Raw genomic sequence first — 19,092 nt, forward strand, 5'->3', positions numbered from 1 at the left:
TTAAGCCGTCCAATAATTCATTTTGCAGTGATAGTTTAATAAAGAATAGGTGTTTTTATATCCAAGAACTGATGAAATAACAATATTTCAATTTAAATTATGAGTAATAACCACCTTTATGACACTTAAATGAAGGATTTAATAAAAGTGTCATGAAAAGTATGAATAATCAGCTTCGCTTTCAGTACCGAGGAATTCGCACATGGCAAAACGTATATTATTAGTTGAAGATGAAGCTCCGATTCGAGACATGTTAAAATTTGTTCTTGAGCAATCGGGTTATGAAACGATCGAAGCTGAAGATTATCAAGTGGCATTAGATAGAATTGTTGAGCCATATCCTGATTTGATTTTGTTAGATTGGATGTTACCTGGAGGTACAGGTATTCAATTAGCAAAAAAATTGAAACAGCATGAATATGCCCGAGATATTCCAATTATCATGTTAACTGCTAAGGGTGAAGAAGAAGACAAAATTAGAGGCCTAGAATCAGGGGCTGATGATTATGTCACTAAGCCATTTTCTCCTAAAGAACTAGTTGCCAGAGTTAAAGCCGTTATTCGACGGGTTACACCAACCTCTAGCGAAGACGCAATTGAATTTAAAGGTTTAAGACTTGACCCTGTTTCTCATCGAGTGACGTCTAACGATTCTCCAATAGAAATGGGCCCTACAGAATTTAAGTTGTTACATTTTTTTATGACACACGCCGAACGTGTTTATAGTCGTGAGCAACTGTTAGATAATGTGTGGGGAACCAACGTTTATGTTGAAGATAGAACTGTCGATGTGCATATTCGTCGATTAAGAAAGGCTTTATCGGTGTTTTCACATGAGAATATGATCCAAACTGTTCGTGGCGCAGGCTATAGGTATTCCACTAAAATTTAGGATGGGTCGTCCCGTTTTTAACGGGGAATGATCTTTGGTGCATGTTTTGCCATGACAGCAAGGTGTTTGAATTAAGTTTTATGCAACTTCTAAAATAAGGGATATTCGGCAAATGTATCATAGATTTATGTGGGTATTCGGTTTGGCTCAGATAGCAATATTCCTGTTATTGACGTCTTACCTTGGGTATTACTTTGGATACTTCTCTATCGGCATTTTGAGCGGAGCATTAATACTTTTAGGGTTACAATACTGGCGGTTGCATCGGTTAAATTATTGGTTATGGCATAGTAAAAGAATCACACCTCCTAACTCTAGAGGCGTATGGGCGAATATTTATGAAGGGGTTTATGCCGCTAAATTAAGTAACCGAAACAAACGTAAAGGTTTAGGCGAAATCATTCGTCGATTTCGAGAAGGTGCTGAAGCACTGCCAGATGCTGCCGTTGTGGTGGATGAAACAGGTGGTATTACTTGGTGCAACAGACTAGCCAGAATCGAATTAGGCATTAAATGGCCTGAGGACACTGGGCAGAATATTAATGACAGTATCAAATCTTCACTATTCAGAGATTTTTTTAAATCAAAACGCTTTGATAAACCAATCGAAATACGGTCGCCTATTAACTCATCTAAAGTGCTGGAAATTAGGGTTGTACCCTACGGCGAACAAGATTTAATGCTGTTGATCAGGGATGTCACTCGACTCATCCAAATTGAAAAAATGCGAAAAGACTTCGTAGCCAATGTTTCCCATGAATTAAAAACACCGCTAACTGTTATCAACGGTTATTTAGAAATGCTCCCTGAAGACGGTAGCATGCCACCGGAAATGATGAATAAAGCGATTAGCGAAATGCGCTCCCAATCGACTCGTATGCAGAGCTTAATTGAAGAGTTATTGGTGTTATCAAGAATTGAAGCAAGTACTGAAAGAACATTTGAAAAACTGGTCAATGTTCCGCAAATTCTGTGGCAAATACAGGCCGAGTCAGAAGCTCTAAACCGAGAAAAGAAGCATAGAATATTTTTTGATATTTCGCCTATTTTGTATGTGTACGGGATAGAAACTGAGTTGAGAAGTGCTTTTTCAAACCTCATTTTTAACGCAATCCATTACACACCGCCGGGAGGGGTAATTCAAGTCACTTGGGGTTTTGAAGGTCAGCAAGCTAAATTTAGTGTAAAAGACAATGGTGAAGGAATTGCGGCAGAACACATTGAGCGCTTGACTGAGCGTTTCTACCGGGTGGATAAAGCACGCTCTCGCACTACCGGTGGCTCTGGTTTAGGCTTATCTATAGTGAAACACGTATTATCACACCACAATACTAAATTAGTTATCGAGAGTGTTGTTGGGCGAGGTGCTGAGTTTAGTTGCCGTTTTTCCCCAGAGTTAATATCTCTTATCGAGAGTGACGATAAACCTGAACTCTAGGATTTCGTCGCTCTGCCACTTTTTCTGGCAAGCTCAATTCAGATGAGACTATGACGCTTAAGTTGTATCCCACTATCGCCTATTAACGGCCTCACCTTACTTATTTACAGCGAAAAAATGTAAGCAAAGAACGTGCATTTTGACCAATCAAAGGTATATTCATTGCTTAAATCAGCGCTATTTCGTAGAGAAAGTGAATATGAAAGGGATGTATATTGTTAGTATTGTTTGGGGGATTTTAATGGCGATATTCGTGCAAGGCTGTAGTTCACAGCAAGACTCTGAGCCGTTTCCACGGATCTCAGCAATATCCTCGGTGGCGCCGAAAGCAGAAATTAGGCAGTACCAAGCTGAATATCATGGTTTAACCTTGTCGGATAATTATCATTGGCTTAGAGACCAAAGCTACCCTGAAGTAGACGACCAAGCTGTTATTGACTATTTACAGGCAGAGAACAAATATTTCGACGATTTTTTGGCCCCGCATGCCAAGCTTGTTGATACCTTATTTGAAGAGTTTAAAGGTCGCGTAGAGGAAAGTGATGAATCAGTGCCTTGGCAAGAAAATGGTTATGAGTATCGCTGGTTTTATCGAAAAGGCGAAGACTACAAGACATGGGCCAGACGTAAGCTAGGAAGTGTTCAAGAAGAAATATTTCTTGATGAAGCCAAGCTATCCGAGGGGCAAGAATATTTTTCGTTAGATGATTGGCAAATTAGTCCCGACAACAAACTTTTAGCCTATTCAGTGGATACCGATGGCAGTGAACGTACCGTAATCAAAATAAAAAATTTAGCAACAGATGCGTATCTCGATGATGTGTTGATCAACGCAGCCGGTGAGCTCGCGTTTAGTTTGGATAGCCAAAGCATAGTGTACACCCTATTAGAGGAAGAAAAGTGGCGCACCAAAAGTGTGAGTGTGCATAAGTTAGGAGAACCTCAATCACAAGATAAAGTGCTCATCAGCGAAGCTGACGACACATTTAACTTGGGCTTTCGCTTAACAAGTAGCCAACAATATTTTGTGGTGACTGCACGCAATTATGAGCAAACCGAAGTGTCTGTGTTTGACGCCAAGGATTTAAGCCAAAAGCCTATGCAACTAAACAGCCGAGAGCAAAACTTTCTGTTAACTGTGGATCACGGTAACGGCTATTTTTATATGCTCTCAAATGACACTCATGTCAATTTCAGGCTTTCTAAAACTAAAGATAGTATGCCGGGGTATAGCCACTGGCAAACAGTTGTGGCGGGTAATCAATCTCATTACTTGACTGATTTAAAAGTCTTCGACAACTTTATTGCACTAAGCCAGACTATCCAAGGTCTAGAGTCGATCAGTATTTACCCTGATGCTAGTAAGCCATACGAAATCGAATTTCCAGAAGATGTGGCTCACGTTTCCATAGGCAATAATCCCGAGTTTAAGCAAACTCATTTACGTATTAATTACGAATCAATGATTACCCCAGTCAGTGTTTTCGATTATGACCTAACAGCAAAATCGTTACTGCTGCAAAAAGCCAGTACTATCCCATCCGGCTATGATAAAGATCAATATCAAACCAAAAGATTGATGGCTAAAGCGCGAGATGGTGTGCAAGTGCCAGTGACTTTAGTTTACAAAAAAGGCTTTAGACAAGATGCTAGTCAACCCGTTTTTTTGTACGGATATGGCGCCTATGGAACTGCTTTACCTCCTTATTTTTCAACGCTTAGATTAAGTTTGCTAGATAGAGGATTTGCCTATGCTTTTGCCCATGTTAGAGGGGGGATGAGTTGGGTTACCAATGGTATTTAGATGGTAAGCTAACTAAACGCACGAATACCTTCAATGATTTTGTCGATGTCGCTCAATACCTGGTTGACCAAAAATACGTCGCCAAAGGAAATATTTCTATTGCAGGACGTAGTGCTGGTGGCGAATTGATGGGAGCTGCCGTTATTCAAGCTCCCGATTTATGGCGATCAGCCAACTTGGGTGTCCCCTTCGTTGACGTATTAAATACCATGCTAGATGAAAGCTTGCCTTTGACACCACCAGAGTGGACCGAGTGGGGTAACCCCATTGAAAGCAAGGAAGTGTATCAATTGCTAGCAAGCTATTCACCTTACGACAATATTCAAGCCAGAGAATATCCACCTATGTTAGTTACAGGTGGATTGAATGATCCTAGGGTAACCTATTGGGAGCCTGCTAAGTGGACGGCAAAAATGCGTGCGCTAAAAACCGATAATAATTTATTGGTAATGCGTATGAATATGGGGGCTGGGCATTTTGCCAATACTGGTAGATACGGCCGTTTAAAAGACTTTGCACAAGAGTATGCGTTTACACTATTAGCCCACGGAATAACTAAATAACCTGAATTTTGGATAAGCCGAACCTCTCGATAACGCTCTTTTTGTGCTTAGCTTAAACGATACTTGTTATCCAACACTTAGGTTAAATAGGTTGCCGAGTATGTGCATGGCTATCTCCGCTAACTATTTAGTCAGTAGCGATTGCATGCCGCGATTAAATGCTTGCATCCATTTGGGGCAAAATTGGCCTTGAGCAATATGGTTAATTTCTATGACGGCTTTCTTTTTCGGTCTTTGTTGATGTGCTTTGTGCGCTTTGGCATGAGTGAGCGCATTAAAGGTATCTAAAATGGCAATTAATTTTGCCCCTTCACAAATATCTGCTCCTTTTAAACCTAAAGGGTAACCGCTGCCATCTACGCGCTCGTGATGTTGCATTACCATTTTTCGAGCTTCATCCCACTGCTTTAGATTCTCTAGTAAACGCGCGCTTTTATAAACGTGTGAGCGCATTAAATTGAATTCCGCATCGTCTAATTTTCCTTGTTTATGCAACAATTCAATTGGCATAAAAGCCATACCAAAATCATGCATGTAACAAGCAACTGCCAACTGTTCCTCATCAATAGGCGTGCCGGCAACTTTATTGATATAACCAGCGAGTTTAGATATTCGATCGCCTCGGCCATCCCAATATTTAGAGCGTTTTTCAACCGGTTTCATTAATTCTCTAAAAAATACTAAATCACTACGGTTATCACCGCTAATAGATTTAGGAATACCAATTGTGGCGAGACTAACTTTGGCTTCTGCTGTGGTTTTTTTATTACTTGCACTTGGTTCTTCTCGTAAATCTAAGCTGGGATCTAATAATAGGACGGCTTCGGCCAGAAGGCGTTCATGTGACTCCGGGTTGCTAGGGGTGATACGTTTAATTTGAGTAACCAACTGCGAGAACAAATTTTCGTCGTACTCGGCATTGCCAGACTTAATACAACTTTGTACAAATATCTTGACTCTATCCATCGTCAATAAGACTAAGTCGCTCATATTGCTGGTGTACTGAATTTGCCCTTTACGTAAATAATCGAGTAGATCTTCAGCGTGTTGCAATAGGGGGATTAGGGGCGAAAAATTTACTAGTCCCAAGTCACCTTTTATGGTGTGAATGGAACGAAACAATGATCTTTGAAGCTCGTTGTCTTGAGGTTTTAATTCTAATTCGATTAAAATTTGTTCACTTGCTTCATATAGCTCGTTAATTTCATCTAACAAGTCTGCGAGAATATCTTCATCTAAATCATCATGTACGAAGGTTTGCATTAATCGAATAGTCCTAATTTCTTTTGCTCACAATCCTAGTATCGGCCAAAAGAAATTATTATTCATTTATTTTGTGATATTTATTTTTACCAATAAACAGAGCTATTTGGCTAGCGTAAAAATGGGTTATACTCTGCGGATTTTCCATTATCTAGGATAGTTAGTGTTAGCATTACTCAGGATTGTAGTCATATTCTTTTTCTTTATTTTCATTAATCTGATACTTATTCTGGTTTGTTTTGTACGGCCGTTCCATCGGGATAATGTTTACCTAGCGGGCAAGCTCTATAGTTCAATTTCTTTTTTACTAGGCTTAAAAATTAAGGTGCGTACACCTGACAGCGTTATAAGTGGCGGCCCCTATGTCTTTATGGCAAATCACCAAAATAGCTACGATTTAATCACTATTTGTGCCGCAGTCGTAAAAGGTACTGTCTCGGTTGGCAAAAAAAGTTTGGTATGGATCCCCTTATTTGGACAAGTATATTGGTTGTCTGGCAATATCTTGATAGATCGCAAAAATGCAGGAAACTCTCGAAGTACGTTACAAAAAACAGTACAGAAAATACGGCAGAAACGTTTGTCTGTATGGTTTTTCCCAGAAGGCACTCGTAGTTATGGTCGTGGCTTATTACCGTTTAAAACGGGCGCTTTTCGTATTGCTGAGGCAACAAAAGCACCAATAGTACTTGTGTCTGCGAGTGAGTTACATAACAAAATTGCCCTTAACCGTTGGTCAAATGGCACATTGATAGTTGAGATGAGTGCGCCCGAACGAATGGATGAAAATAAAACATTGAAGCAAAATGTCGAATACTTCCAGCAAAAAATGGGCGATACTATTAGCAAATTAAACACCGAGTTGGCCGAGAATTCCAAGGCCAAGTCTTCACAATCAGGGCAATGATATGAGCGCACTTACTGATCCAGAGTTAGTAGAATGGTACGAATTTAACCAAGAAACGGTCGAAGCTTTAATTGAAGACGGCAGTGATGCGAGTCAAGCACATACCATTGAATATCATTTTGCTAGTGCGGATTTTGAAGCACTAGAAAAAGCGGCTGTAGATGCATTTAAAGCAGGGTTTGAAGTAGGCGATGCTGAAGAGTTAGAGCTTGATGATGGTGGCGAAGTATTTTGTTTCGACGCGGTCGTGGAGCGAATGTTAGAGCCTCTTTTAATTAATCAAGACACGGATAAGTTGTACGCTATAGCTGCTAAGCATAAAGTACATTATGACGGCTGGGGTACTTACTTTATTGAGCAAGAGTAATTTTTGCTAGCCTCTATTATTCAATAATGGAGGCTTCATCTGCTGTTTATGAAACTTCTGCTGTTTCATTTTTTTCTCTTTTTAATCATTTTAATTTACATTTAGTCATAATTCTGACTCAAATCTTACTTAAAACAGTCACTTAACTGTCAATTAAATTACATGCTAGCTTCATCTAAGCGTTGCACATTAGTGCCCACTAAAAAAACTAATGGGAAACACTCATGCAACACAAAAATAAACTCGCCTTGGCAATATCCGTTGCCCTTAGCTCTCAATTTATACTTAGCAGTTCTTATGCTGAAGAAGCAGAATCAGGTCTAGAATCCATCACTGTGGTGGGTAAAAGTGTTTCTTACGCTAATAACCTTACCTCTGACGAAATGGTCAAACAGCAAAGTAATCTAACCAGTGTATTGGCTGTGATTGATAACCTACCCGGTGTGTTGATCAACGAAGGCGATACTTTTGGCTCTGATGACTGGTCTACTACTGTGTCAATCCGTGGTTTTCAATTAAGCCTAGACGAACAACAAATCGGTATCACCATAGATAGTATCGCTAATGGTAACTCTAACTATGGCGGCGGGGCGAAAGCTAACCGTTATATCGACACCGAAAACCTTGCAGCGGTTGAAGTATCACAGGGTACAGGGGACATTGCATCACGTTCTAACGAAGCGTTAGGTGGCACTTTAAACTTTACCACTATTGCACCAAATGACATCGAGCAAACCACCTTAAGTTGGTCTCAAGGTAACTTTGATGCACAGAAGTTCTTTGTACGTTATGACACTGGCGAAGTCGCCAAAGATACATTTGCCTGGATCAGCGTATCAAATAGCCGCAACACGGATTGGATAACTGGCACTGCAGAGAACGTACGTGATCATTTAGCAGCCAAAGTGGTGAGTTTAGTGGGTGACGTTGAAGTCACTGCTTACGCGTCATGGGATGATACTCATGAAGAGAACTACCAGCGAGTGAGTTTAGCTGGATTCAAGCAAAATCCAGAAAGCGATGGGCTAACGGGAGAATGGACAGGTGTTCCTTTTATCGACCAAGTTTATCGTCAAGGGTGGTCAACATTACGTGAAAACTTATTTGGTTATGTGTCTGCTGAATATAAGGGTGACAACATCGAACTGAACGCTAATGTCTACTATCACCAAAATGAAGGTCGTGGTGATTGGGTACCGCAGTATGTAGCTGATGTTAAAGATGACGGTGCCGATGCCCCTCATTCTGAATTAGTCTCAGGCAACACAATTTATGGTGGTGCAGCGATTGGTCAAATTGGTTATGTCGACAGAGACGGTAAATCATTACCTATTGGTGATATTACAAGTTGTGCGTCATTAACTTTCCCTTATGGTGGTACACGTAATGATGATCCAAGCACGCCAGATATAAATGAAGCCAGTGGTTTGTTATTTGATCCTAACTGTTATGAAGAAGGTGCTATTCCTGTTGGTTCTTATCGCCATACCCACTACAACAAAGAACGTGTTGGTTTTAATGCCGATTTTGCTTGGTTTACTCAGTTCAACGACATGGACAACACCTTACGTGGTGGTATTTGGTACGAAGATTACACCCGTGATGAGTCACGTGACTGGCATAAAATTTTAGACTCACGCTCAAGCTATGAATTTGATCACACGCCTTATTGGGTGCAATACGAGCGTACCTTCCCGGTTGAAACCACTATGCTTTACTTGGAAGATGAGCTAGACATGGGCTTTGCTACGTTACGTCTAGGTGCGAAGAAATTCTTAGTTGATTTAGAGCGCCAAGATAACTTTGATGCCAGTAACTCAGCTGCAGTTTCTTCAGACTCGGATCTATTAATTAGTGCGGGTGTAGTGGTTCCTTTGCCGGTAGATGGGCTTGAGGTGTTTGCTGGCTATGCCGAAAATTTCGCCGCGATAAAAGACACGGTACTTGAGCGTGAGGCTTCAACTCTCGACCTAGTCACCCCTGAATCAGCAGAAAACGTCGACTTAGGTTTCCGTTTTGTTTCGCAAAATGTGAATGCAAGTTTAACCTACTACAGCATCTCGTTTGATGATCGCTTAACTTTTATCGCACCTGATTCACCAGCTGGTATTGATTATCTGATTGGTACTAACGGTAGCTATGTCAACGTTGGGGGCATTGAGTCTAGTGGTTTTGAAGCGTCGTTATCAGTTAACTTAACCGACACTTTATCTGCTTACGGGTCGTTTACCATGAATGAATCTGAGTATGTGGATGGCTCGATTGATTATCCAGCAGGTAACACTGTATTTGGTTCGCCAGAGAATATGGCTGTGGTATCTCTAGATTGGGAAAAAGACACACGTTTTGCAGGTTTGTCCAGCAAATGGGTTGACGATCGTTATATCGACGCGGCAAATACTCAAGTTGCCGATGCTTATTTAGTCACTGACTTATATGCAGGCGTTGCTGTGCAATCACCAGTGAAAGGTATTCAAGGACTCGAAATTCGTTTAACAGTGAATAACCTGTTCGACAAAAGTTACTTAGGTGGTATCGCAGGACAATCCGCATGGATTGGTGCCCCTCGTACAGCAGCAATCAATATGACTGCTAAATTCTAAGTTAGTTAGTTCTACACTTATTGGCGGGCTTCTAGCCCGCCTTTTTGGTTGCGCTCTAAGGAGTAAAGATGAAAAAAATAACGCTATTGATGACATTACTGATCAGTCTTCAATCTATTGCCGCTGAAAACTTAGTCATAGTGTCTATCGATGGTTTACGTTGGCAAGAAGTGTTTCGTGGCTATCAAGACGACGTACTCAATTTACCGGCATTTGCCAAACAAAAAGCTGCGCTAAAGCAACAATTTGATGGTAAAAATAGCAAGCTAAAAAGGGCAAAGTTAATGCCTTTTTTGTGGAATGATGTAGTAAACAAAGGCCTACTGATTGGCAATAGAGATCTTAACTCTAGAATGAATGTAACGAACAATATGTGGTTCTCTTATCCTTAGCTACAACGAGATATTAACGGGTAAAGCCGACCCCAGAATAGCCTCTAATCAAGCGATTGCTAACCCCAATGTGACTATTCTAGAGTGGCTCAATCAACAGCCGCGCTACCAAAGTGAAGTGGCGGCTTTTGGCAGTTGGGATGTGTTCCCTGCCATAATTAATCGGCAACGAAGTGGTGTTCCAATAAACGCAGGTTTTGAATCTGCCCAATGGTCGCCATTGTCAGAAAAAGCCCTGTGGTTAAATGAGCTGCAAAAACAAATCCCCAGTCCTTGGCACAACGTACGCTTAGATGCCTTTACCCATGGTTTTGCCATTGAATATATCAAAAGTCACGCGCCTAAGGTGATCTACCTAGCCTTGGGCGAAACAGACGATTTTGCTCATCAAGGGAATTATCCTGAATACCTGAAAGGCGCGCACCGCAGCGATGATGTCATCGCAATGTTGTGGCATCAATTACAGCTACTTGCGCAATATAAAAATAACACTAATTTGTTGATCACAGTAGATCATGGTCGCGGAGAAAACGCTAAAACTTGGCAACATCATGCTAGCCCTAAAGCGGTGAAAGGTTATTTAAACGGTTTAAATCAATACCCACAAGGCATAGTGGGCGCAGACCAAGTGTGGCTAGCCGCTATGGGGCCAGATGTAAAAAAACTAGGTGAAGTACAGGCTAATGACCACTACTACCTGAATCAAGTGGCTGCAACCGCTTTGCAATTATTAGGTTTTGATTGGCAGCGTTATGCTGAAGATATCGGCCAACCATTGCCTATTTTAAACGCCATTAATTCAGATAAACCTTAAAAATACCTAATCGAGACACTTATGTTTAAAACAATCAGTTCACGCTTATGTGACACTTTTGCTAATCGACTTTACCTCTGCCTGCTATGTATAGGTTTGTTGAGTATCAATGTTGCCAGTGCCAATACTCAGGTTAGTCCACAGCATTACAAAATCATTTTTGGCTCTTGTTTGCATCAGGATAAAGCCCAACCCATTTGGCAAGCAATAAACCAAGAGCAGGCGGATTTATTTGTACTGCTGGGTGACAATGTCTATGGTGATACCGAAGATATGAAAGCGCTAGAGGCTAAATATGCCAAGCAATGGCAAAAGCCCGGTATGCAAAAAATGTTAGCTAACACACCATTAATTGGTATTTGGGATGACCATGACTTTGGCGAAAATGATGCCGGGGTAGAATACCCGCAAAAAGAAGCGTCGAGGCAAATTATGTTGGACTATTTTAATGAGCCTGCAGACAGTATTCGACGAACCCGTAAAGACGGCATCTACACCAGCTATATTTTTGGCAAAGCGCCAATGCGAATACAAATAATACTACCAGACTTACGCTGGAACCGAACTAAGCTTAATTCTGTGGGTAAATTGTCGTACATGACTAATAAAGCGCCCAAAAACCTAGGGCCGTATGAACCCAGTGAAGAGCCTTCTGCTTCTATGCTGGGAGATACCCAATGGCAATGGTTAGAACAGCAATTGCAACAACCAGCCGACGTCAGAATTATGGCTTCGAGTTTACAATTGTTACCTGAATTCACTGGCTGGGAATCTTGGGCGAATTTTCCAAAAGAGCGTCAGCGGTTTTTAGATTTACTCGACAAGTATCAAGTCTATAATTTGGTCGTCGTCAGTGGCGATACCCATTGGAGTGAGCTAAGCCAAGTCACACGCAAGAACCAGCAACCTCTTTGGGAAATGACCGCCTCGGGGTTAACAGAAGAATGGAAAAATGTGAGCCCTAATAAACATCGAGTAGGCGACAGTTATAGTCAGGCAAATTATGGCGTAATTGATATTAAAGTAACGGGCAAAACCCAGCTCGAAATGTCGATTAAAGACGTAGAAGGGGCGGTTAAAATGCAAACATCCTTAACCTTATAGCGCGGCTAAATGTGTGATTGATAACCAGAAGTAGTGAGTGCGATCAGTCACCACTATGCAATTAAAAAATAGTCAGCAAACCAATTCATATTGAAAAGGGCCGCACTAGTGCAGCCCTTTTTTAGTCAGTATAGCAGCCATTAAAAGTATCGGTTTATGTAGGCTAGTTGAGCTATATGTTACAACTCATCGGGTCCAACACGCACGACTAGTTTGCCGAAGTTTTCACCTTGGAGTAAGCCAATAAATGCGTTTACTGCGTGGTCTAAACCTTCAACTAGGTGTTCTTTGTATTTGATTTCGCCAGCCATTAACCACTTTGCCATTTGTTGGCTAAATTCATTGTATCGATGTCCGTAGTCGTCAAACACGATGAAGCCTTGCATTTTGATGCGCTTAACCAGCAATGTGCCTATTAGCATAGAAAGTCTATCAGGCCCACTAGGTAACTCAGTAGCGTTGTACTGAGAAATAAGTCCACACAGAGGAACGCGAGCAGAGCTATTCAGCAATGGCAGCACAGCATCAAATACCTTACCGCCCACATTTTCAAAATAAACATCTATGCCTGCTGAACAGGCCCTAGCGAGTTGTTCTGTTAAATCATCACTATAATGATCTAGGCATGCATCAAAACCTAAGGTGTCTACTGCGTATTGACATTTGCTCTTACCGCCGGCAATGCCGACTACTTTACAGCCTTGCAGCTTAGCAATTTGTCCCACTAAACTACCCACCGCGCCAGTGGCTGCCGCCACGACGACTGTTTCGCCCGCTTTGGGTTGACCAATATCTAGCAGGCCCATGTAAGCGGTTAGCCCTAGCATACCCAATACACCTAGAGCATAGGAAGGATTAGGCAGGTTATTGTCTAATTTAAGTAAATCCTTGCCTTAGCAACACCTTGTAGTCTTGCCAACCACCAAAGGCCACCACCCAGTCACCAGTTTGATAATCAGCATGATTAGACTGTTCAACTCTGCACACACTGCCCCCTACCATCACCTCATTTAAGGCAACTGGGTCAGCATAAGATTTAGCGTCGTTCATTCGCCCGCGCATGTAAGGGTCGAGAGAAAGGAATACGGTACGCAGTAATACTTCGCCGTCTTTGGCGACAGGCTTGTCGGAGCTTACAAGTCGAAAGTTGTCGGCTACTGGTGCACCAATTGGCCTAGATGCCAACAGGATTTGACGATTACTATCAGTGGTTTGAGTCATCTTTTTTCCTAAATATTTGTGAAAAATAGCAGCATGTACAAAGTGTATAACTAAGTCACATGCTGTTGCTCCAATTTGGGGATATTGCTAGCAGGCTATTAAATTGCCTGAGTCAATATCTCGCGGCTCACCTCTAGTGTGATATCGCTATGCTCACCTAGCGCAGTCATACCGTGTCGCTCCAAACGGGATACCAATAAATCAATCTCTTTGCTACTAATGTCGGCGTCTGTCAAGCTAGTGGGTACTTGCATTTTTTTGAAAAATTGCACGGTTAGCTCAATCGCTTTGTCGATTTTGCTGTTGTCATCACCTGCAGTGATTTGCCATACACGCTCGGCGTATTGCAGTAATTTTTCACGCTTTTGTTGACGGCGAACCTGCATTAGTGCCGGTAACACAATTGACAAGCTACGGGCATGATCTACACCAAAGGCACCCGTTAACTCATGGCCAATCATGTGAGTGGCCCAGTCTTGAGGCACACCTGCGCCAATTAAACCATTTAGTGCCATAGTAGCCGACCACATGATATTGGCTCTTACTTCTAGGTCATCTTTAGTCTCAGGCGCTAAGGCTTTTGGCCCTTCTTCGATCAAGGTTTGCAATAAGCCTTCACTAAAGCGGTCTTGTACCTTGCCATTTACGTTATAGGTTAAGTATTGCTCGATGATGTGTACAAAAGCATCAACCACACCATTGCTGATCTGACGATCAGATAAAGATAAGGTGACTTTAGGATCTAGCACAGCGAATAGTGGACGAACCAAAGGGCTAGAAAAAGGTATTTTAGTACCATCTCGGGTGACCACTGAATTACCGTTACTCTCCGAGCCCGTTGCTGGTAAGGTTAATACCGCACCAATAGGTAATGCCTTGTGAACTGGTTGTTGTTTAACAATAATATCCCAAGGATCGTCACCTTGATATTCAGCTGCAGCGGCAATAAATTTAGCACCGTCAACTACTGAGCCTCCACCTACAGCCAATATAAAATCAATTTCTTCGGCTTTTATAATGTCTTGGGCCTTCATTAACGTCCCGTAGCTTGGGTTGGGCTCAATGCCCGAAAATTCGAACCAAGTATGCTTTTCTAAGGCATCTGATACTTGTTGAAATACGCCATTTGTTTTGATTGAACCACCACCGTATACCACTAATACTCTAGCGGTAAGCGGGACTTCCTTGGCTATGGCTGCTATTTGCCCTTCACCAAAATGAATATGAGTAGGATTTTGAAAACTAAAATTTAACATGCTGATTCCTGTATTTTTAAATTGTTTGCTAACGTCTTTAAGCCGAAATGTGGGTTAACAGTTTTTCAGCGGCAAGTGATGAGCTAGCTGGGTTTTGACCACTAATAATTAAGCCATCTTTTACCGCAAAGGCTTGCCAGTCTGGGGCTTTTTGATAATCGCCACCTCGTTTAATTAATTCATCTTCTAGCAAAAATGGCACAACCTCAGTTAATTGTACGGCGTCTTCTTCACTGTTGGTGAAACCCGTCACCGCTTTGCCCTGAATGGCATATTCACCAGAGTTTAATTTAACGTTTAGTAACGCTGCGCTAGCATGGCAAACTGTGGCTACCGCTTTGTTGGCCGCTAGAAAACTCTCAATTAAATTGATTGAGTCCTGATTGTCGGTCAGATCCCAAAGTGGCCCATGCCCGCCAGGATAAAACACCCCATCAAACCCATCTTGGTTTACAGACGACAACACTTGGGTGTTAGCGATTTTATTTTTTGCTACATCATCATTATTAAAGCGCTCTGTGGCCGATGTTTGAAAATCATCTAAGGTGCTAGTAGGGTCGATAGGCGCTTGGCCACCTTTAGGGGTCGCGAGTGTTACTTCAACTCCGGCATCAATAAAAGCGTAATAAGGTGCCGCAAATTCTTCTACCCAAAAGCCAGTTTTGTTACCTGTGTCACCTAGTTGATCATGTGAAGTTAGGACCATCAATATTTTCTTAGTCATGTTTATTCTCCGCTATTTATGTTCATATTTGTCTTTGTGTAGACGCATTCTGAAGCAGTGTTAATTGCTTTGAACCTAGTATATGGCTAGAGTAAAATATAACAATGCAGTTAAAGTTGACATCATTGTATTAAAAATTGATACAATGAGTGTAATGCGTGATCTTAGGGGCAGGTTTTGGACTTATCTTTTGAACAACTAAAAAGTATGGTGGTGTTTGCCCAGGTGATAGATCAAGGTAGTTTGAGTGCTGCCGCCAAACAATTAGGTTTATCAAGAGCAGTGGTAAGTTATCATGTAAAAAAACTTGAAACGCAATTAGAGGTTAAGTTGCTAAATCGCTCGACGCGAACGATTAATCTGACCGAAGCAGGGCAGGCTTATTATGAACGTTGCCGAGTGATCACCGACCAAGCAAATGCTGCCAATCAGCAAATAGAAAACCTCAAAAGTGAGCCTCAAGGTCTACTAAAAATAACCTGCCCGGTTAATGTGGGCTTGCAAACAGTGGTGCCGGCGCTGAATGAGTTTAAGAAAATTTATCCAAAAATTGAACTCGATGTGATGTTAACAGATGAAGTGGTGAACATCATGAAAGAGGGCATAGACTTAGCTATTCGCGGCGCACCCTTGCCCGATTCAGGATTACAAGCCAGTAAACTCGCAACTTTAGCTACCTGCTTATGCGCTGCCCCCGAGTATTTTCAGAAGTATGGTAAACCCACTAAACCAGCAGAACTCAGTGCACATCAATGGGTAATCTATAAACTCACTTCTGGAATATTGCGCTTACATAAAGGCAGCCGCTCATTCAGTATTGAAACCAAAGGCACGATTAGCACCAATAATGCCGCTGCCCGCACCGCATTTGTCGAGGCTGGCCATGGCTTAGCACGTATTCCTAAATATGATGCGCGGCCTAAAATAAAAGCCGGTACCCTTGAAAGTGTACTCGATGACTACACCCTCAATGACATAGATGTATACGCGGTTTTCCCACCGGGCACCGCCAATGCAAAAAAACTAAGGTTGTTGCTTAATTATTTAAAAAAATATTTTGCCAATCAAGTAACTCGATGACAAAGTGCACACCAACTAAAGAGGAATAAAACATGAAGACACTTACGCAGCTTGTATTACTTGGTTTTGTATTACTAAGCGGTTGCACATCTGTATCTCCAGAGTTAGGGGTGAAAAATGGCCAACTCACCCCTTGTCCTGAAAAACCGAATTGTGTCAGCAGCCTAACAGAAGACAAAAGCCAGTATGTCGAGCCAATGCTGCATGACGGTCAGCCGCGACAGATTAAAAGTGATATATTGCAAGTGCTGGCTGAATTAGATAATAGTCAAACTACAGTATCCAAGGACAATTACATTCGTGCTGAATTTACCTCTACGGTTTTTCGTTTTGTTGATGACGTTGAATTTTACTTTCCAGAAACGACATCAAACGGGACCCAAATTCACCTGCGCTCTGCTTCGAGAGTCGGCCATTCGGATTTTGGGGTAAATCGAAAACGTATTGAGCTGATCCGCAGTAAATTTGAAAACATTCGACAAGAAACTGACCCCAGCCAATAGCTATATGAGTGAAACAAACTAACGGTTAAAAAATGGTGGGTGATTAAGAATGACAATTGAAGTAGTGAATTTGCCCAATGAAGAAATAACGTGTTCAACTTGTCAGGCAAATTGTTGTCGTCTAGAAGTGCTACTGATCTCAGATACAGGTGTCCCTGAGGAGTTTATCGCCGAAGATCAGTGGGGCAGCATGACGATGGCCCGCCTAGACGACGGATGGTGTGCAGCGCTCGATCGTTCCACTATGCTCTGTAGCATTTATGAAAAACGCCCATTGATCTGCCGAGAATTCGAAATGGGCGGATATGAATGCTTAGAAGAAAGAGACTAAATAAAATAGAAAACTAGAATGCTACTGACTAAGCAGGCTGGGGTAAAGTAAAGCAGAAAAACAGTTAGCTAGTCGCTAGGGATAGAAACTAGGAACTAGTGTAAAGATGAGATCAAGTACAAGACCATCGCCTAACCTCAACCTCAACCTCAACCTCAACCTCAAACCTCAACCTCAAACCTCAACCTCAACCTCAACCTCAAACCTCAAACCTCAACCTTACCCCGTCATTCCTGCATGTCGTTAGCAGGAATCCACTCTTGTAAGTCAGTGTACTGCAGCTTAAGCAGAATGAATCAGACTAAGCAGGCTGGGGTAAAGTAAAGCAGAAAAACAGTTAGCTAGTCGCTAGGCATAGAAGCTAGTGTAAAGATGAGATCAAGTATAAGAACATCACTCAACCTCAAACCTCAACCTTACCCCCGTCATTCCTGCATGTCGTTAGCAGGAATCCACTCTTGTAAGTCAGTGTACTGCAGCATAAGCAGAATGAATCAGACTAAGCAGGGGTAAAGTAAAGCAGAAAAACAGTTAGCTAGTCGCTAGGGATAGAAACTAGTGTAAAGATGAGATCAAGTACAAGAACATCACCCAACCTCCAACCTCCAACCTCCAACCTCCAACCTCCAACCTCCAACCTCCAACCTCAAACCTCAAACCTCAAACCTCAACCTTACCCCCGTCATTCCTGCATGTAGTTAGCAGGAATCCACTCTTGTAAGTCAGCAGCTAGATACGAGCAAAAGCTGAAAGCTATTCTCCACAGAGCCTCACAGAGGCTGCGCTACACAGAGCAAGGTCAGTATCTGTAGGTAAGGAGCACAATGAACTACTCCTTAAAAATTACGGCTTAATTCTTGATTTTATTTCTATTTTTCCCCGAATCTGAGTCACAGGTACTGATCCACTATCTTGGCTGTCCCTGTAAAAACTCAACATTGAAATTTTTCATTGTTAAAATTTGTGTGTAATAGTTTAGTGTGTAAGTAACGTAAGTATGAGGATGGCCAATGCAAACTACGCAAGATAAATCCAGAATAAATTTGTACATTTCTAAATCATTATCTGATGATGCTAAAAAGCTCGGTATTAATATGAGCTAAGGTCCTTGAACGAACATTGCGAGCAGATATTGCTAAAAAATGGCAAGAGGTTAACAAAAGTAAAATAGAGCGTTACAACCAACATGTTGCTAGTAACGGCTTACCCTTTGATGATGAAGGTATGGCAATTTAATCTGCTATGAAATAGTTCGATGTATATCTCAACCCCATTGCCAAAGGGCGTGCGTTATACCCCTACCTATGCTGCCTGCAAAGTGAACTGTTAGATGGTTTATCGACTAGAGTGGTGTGTTTTGTAACTGACGATGCAACTGTTGCTTTTGATAAAGTCAGTGTGCCTATATCCAAAGATAATACTGACTTTTATCTTTGTATGAATGTTATAGCAACCATTGAAAGTAATAGATTAAGTGATTTTGCTTGTAATGTTATCGATTCGCGAGATGATATTGTAAACGCTTATGACACGTTGTTAATGGGGATCTAGTTGCAGCAGCTGTGCCGCCAAGGCATGAGCTGGACTCATAGGGAATAAAAGCCCCCTAAAAATAACTACTTTGCTTTTTGTGGTAAAAATAGTAATCTCGGTTGTACAATAAAAACATGTAAAACAACGGTTTACGTTCGATGGATATGGATTTTTATGGCAAGTGATTTGCAGTTTTTGTAGTGAGTACACCTTGCGTTTAATAGGGTAAAGGAATTGTCTAAGTGTCAGAGCCGTTTTATTCAACTAATATTACCAACGGCCCTTTATTCTTTTTTC

16 protein-coding genes and 3 pseudogenes are annotated in these 19,092 nt (G+C 41.7%); 15 read left to right on the forward strand and 4 right to left on the reverse strand.

All coding sequences use genetic code 11. The annotated features are described in order from the left end of the window. Positions 1 to 202 precede the first annotated feature (202 nt). From phoB to RS130_RS10225, 4 genes are all read left to right on the forward strand, one after another. The gene (gene phoB / locus RS130_RS10210; RefSeq protein WP_316025867.1) at positions 203 to 892 is read left to right on the forward strand and encodes a phosphate regulon transcriptional regulator PhoB; all 690 of its coding nucleotides are present in this window, start codon (positions 203 to 205) and stop codon (positions 890 to 892) included. Positions 893 to 1,004: 112 nt separating this feature from the next. Further along, positions 1,005 to 2,330 (forward strand): phosphate regulon sensor histidine kinase PhoR, encoded by a 1,326-nt coding sequence (phoR, locus tag RS130_RS10215; protein ID WP_316025868.1) that lies wholly within the window; start codon positions 1,005 to 1,007, stop codon positions 2,328 to 2,330. 199 nt (positions 2,331 to 2,529) lie between these two features. After that, positions 2,530 to 4,134 (forward strand): S9 family peptidase, encoded by a 1,605-nt coding sequence (locus RS130_RS10220; protein ID WP_316025869.1) that lies wholly within the window; start codon positions 2,530 to 2,532, stop codon positions 4,132 to 4,134. Then, positions 4,113 to 4,697, forward strand: coding sequence for a prolyl oligopeptidase family serine peptidase (locus RS130_RS10225; RefSeq protein ID WP_316025870.1), 585 nt, complete (start codon positions 4,113 to 4,115; stop codon positions 4,695 to 4,697). The genes RS130_RS10220 and RS130_RS10225 overlap by 22 nt, the downstream gene beginning before the upstream one ends. 123 nt (positions 4,698 to 4,820) lie before the next feature. Here RS130_RS10225 and RS130_RS10230 read toward each other — a convergent pair whose 3' ends face one another. Next, positions 4,821 to 5,960, reverse strand: coding sequence for an HD domain-containing phosphohydrolase (locus RS130_RS10230; RefSeq protein WP_316025871.1), 1,140 nt, complete (start codon positions 5,958 to 5,960; stop codon positions 4,821 to 4,823). Positions 5,961 to 6,123: 163 nt separating this feature from the next. Between RS130_RS10230 and RS130_RS10235 the strand changes: the two genes are divergently transcribed. The 6 genes from RS130_RS10235 to RS130_RS10260 all read left to right on the forward strand — a co-directional run bounded on the left by RS130_RS10235 (position 6,124) and on the right by RS130_RS10260 (position 12,147). Then, on the forward strand, positions 6,124 to 6,867 hold the full coding sequence (locus RS130_RS10235; protein WP_316025872.1) for a 1-acylglycerol-3-phosphate O-acyltransferase: 744 nt from the start codon (positions 6,124 to 6,126) through the stop codon (positions 6,865 to 6,867). A gap of 1 nt (position 6,868) precedes the next feature. Then, positions 6,869 to 7,234, forward strand: a complete 366-nt coding sequence (gene rraB, locus RS130_RS10240; RefSeq protein WP_316025873.1) for a ribonuclease E inhibitor RraB — start codon at positions 6,869 to 6,871, stop codon at positions 7,232 to 7,234. 224 nt (positions 7,235 to 7,458) lie between these two features. Then, positions 7,459 to 9,837, forward strand: a complete 2,379-nt coding sequence (locus RS130_RS10245; RefSeq protein ID WP_316025874.1) for a TonB-dependent receptor domain-containing protein — start codon at positions 7,459 to 7,461, stop codon at positions 9,835 to 9,837. A 68-nt stretch (positions 9,838 to 9,905) separates the two neighbouring features. Further along, positions 9,906 to 10,229 (forward strand): hypothetical protein, encoded by a 324-nt coding sequence (locus RS130_RS10250; RefSeq protein WP_316025875.1) that lies wholly within the window; start codon positions 9,906 to 9,908, stop codon positions 10,227 to 10,229. A 70-nt stretch (positions 10,230 to 10,299) separates the two neighbouring features. Beyond that, the gene (locus tag RS130_RS10255) at positions 10,300 to 11,043 is read left to right on the forward strand and encodes an alkaline phosphatase family protein (RefSeq protein WP_316025876.1); all 744 of its coding nucleotides are present in this window, start codon (positions 10,300 to 10,302) and stop codon (positions 11,041 to 11,043) included. A 21-nt stretch (positions 11,044 to 11,064) separates the two neighbouring features. After that, positions 11,065 to 12,147 carry an alkaline phosphatase D family protein gene (locus RS130_RS10260; RefSeq protein WP_316025877.1) on the forward strand — a complete coding sequence of 361 codons (1,083 nt, stop codon included), beginning with the start codon at positions 11,065 to 11,067 and terminating at the stop codon, positions 12,145 to 12,147. A 179-nt stretch (positions 12,148 to 12,326) separates the two neighbouring features. Here RS130_RS10260 and RS130_RS10265 read toward each other — a convergent pair. The 3 genes and pseudogenes from RS130_RS10265 to RS130_RS10275 all read right to left on the reverse strand — a co-directional run bounded on the left by RS130_RS10265 (position 12,327) and on the right by RS130_RS10275 (position 15,348). Beyond that, positions 12,327 to 13,368 (reverse strand): annotated as a pseudogene (locus RS130_RS10265) (NADP-dependent oxidoreductase). 98 nt (positions 13,369 to 13,466) lie between these two features. After that, entirely contained in the window at positions 13,467 to 14,624 is a 1,158-nt protein-coding gene (locus RS130_RS10270) for an iron-containing alcohol dehydrogenase (RefSeq protein ID WP_316025878.1), read from the reverse strand. Positions 14,625 to 14,661: 37 nt separating this feature from the next. Further along, positions 14,662 to 15,348 carry a type 1 glutamine amidotransferase domain-containing protein gene (locus RS130_RS10275; RefSeq protein ID WP_316025879.1) on the reverse strand — a complete coding sequence of 229 codons (687 nt, stop codon included), beginning with the start codon at positions 15,346 to 15,348 and terminating at the stop codon, positions 14,662 to 14,664. A 177-nt stretch (positions 15,349 to 15,525) separates the two neighbouring features. On the opposite strand from RS130_RS10275, the gene RS130_RS10280 reads away from it, so the two are divergent. From RS130_RS10280 to RS130_RS10300, 5 genes and pseudogenes are all read left to right on the forward strand, one after another. Then, a complete protein-coding gene (locus tag RS130_RS10280; RefSeq protein ID WP_316025880.1) occupies positions 15,526 to 16,428 on the forward strand; it encodes a LysR family transcriptional regulator in 903 nt (300 codons plus the stop codon). Positions 16,429 to 16,460: 32 nt separating this feature from the next. Further along, positions 16,461 to 16,931: a DUF1499 domain-containing protein gene (locus tag RS130_RS10285; RefSeq protein ID WP_316025881.1), complete on the forward strand. Its 471-nt coding sequence runs from the start codon at positions 16,461 to 16,463 to the stop codon at positions 16,929 to 16,931. 49 nt (positions 16,932 to 16,980) lie between these two features. Then, entirely contained in the window at positions 16,981 to 17,262 is a 282-nt protein-coding gene (locus RS130_RS10290; protein ID WP_316025882.1) for a YkgJ family cysteine cluster protein, read from the forward strand. Positions 17,263 to 18,375: 1,113 nt separating this feature from the next. Further along, positions 18,376 to 18,498 (forward strand): annotated as a pseudogene (locus RS130_RS10295) (type II toxin-antitoxin system CcdA family antitoxin); the annotation flags it as partial. 27 nt (positions 18,499 to 18,525) lie between these two features. After that, positions 18,526 to 18,813: pseudogene (locus RS130_RS10300) on the forward strand (CcdB family protein); the annotation flags it as partial. Positions 18,814 to 19,092: the final 279 nt, after the last annotated feature.

The organism is Paraglaciecola aquimarina, from assembly GCF_032464635.1.
Lineage (GTDB): Bacteria > Pseudomonadota > Gammaproteobacteria > Enterobacterales > Alteromonadaceae > Paraglaciecola > Paraglaciecola aquimarina.

Coding starts and splice junctions, on each gene's coding strand:
- phoB (WP_316025867.1), top strand. CDS start 203: ATGGCAAAACGTATATTATTAGTTGAAGATGAAGCTCCGATTCGAGAC.
- phoR (WP_316025868.1), top strand. CDS start 1,005: ATGTATCATAGATTTATGTGGGTATTCGGTTTGGCTCAGATAGCAATA.
- RS130_RS10220 (WP_316025869.1), top strand. CDS start 2,530: ATGAAAGGGATGTATATTGTTAGTATTGTTTGGGGGATTTTAATGGCG.
- RS130_RS10230 (WP_316025871.1), bottom strand. CDS start 5,960: ATGCAAACCTTCGTACATGATGATTTAGATGAAGATATTCTCGCAGAC.
- rraB (WP_316025873.1), top strand. CDS start 6,869: ATGAGCGCACTTACTGATCCAGAGTTAGTAGAATGGTACGAATTTAAC.
- RS130_RS10245 (WP_316025874.1), top strand. CDS start 7,459: ATGCAACACAAAAATAAACTCGCCTTGGCAATATCCGTTGCCCTTAGC.
- RS130_RS10250 (WP_316025875.1), top strand. CDS start 9,906: ATGAAAAAAATAACGCTATTGATGACATTACTGATCAGTCTTCAATCT.
- RS130_RS10260 (WP_316025877.1), top strand. CDS start 11,065: ATGTTTAAAACAATCAGTTCACGCTTATGTGACACTTTTGCTAATCGA.
- RS130_RS10270 (WP_316025878.1), bottom strand. CDS start 14,624: ATGTTAAATTTTAGTTTTCAAAATCCTACTCATATTCATTTTGGTGAA.
- RS130_RS10275 (WP_316025879.1), bottom strand. CDS start 15,348: ATGACTAAGAAAATATTGATGGTCCTAACTTCACATGATCAACTAGGT.
- RS130_RS10285 (WP_316025881.1), top strand. CDS start 16,461: ATGAAGACACTTACGCAGCTTGTATTACTTGGTTTTGTATTACTAAGC.
- RS130_RS10290 (WP_316025882.1), top strand. CDS start 16,981: ATGACAATTGAAGTAGTGAATTTGCCCAATGAAGAAATAACGTGTTCA.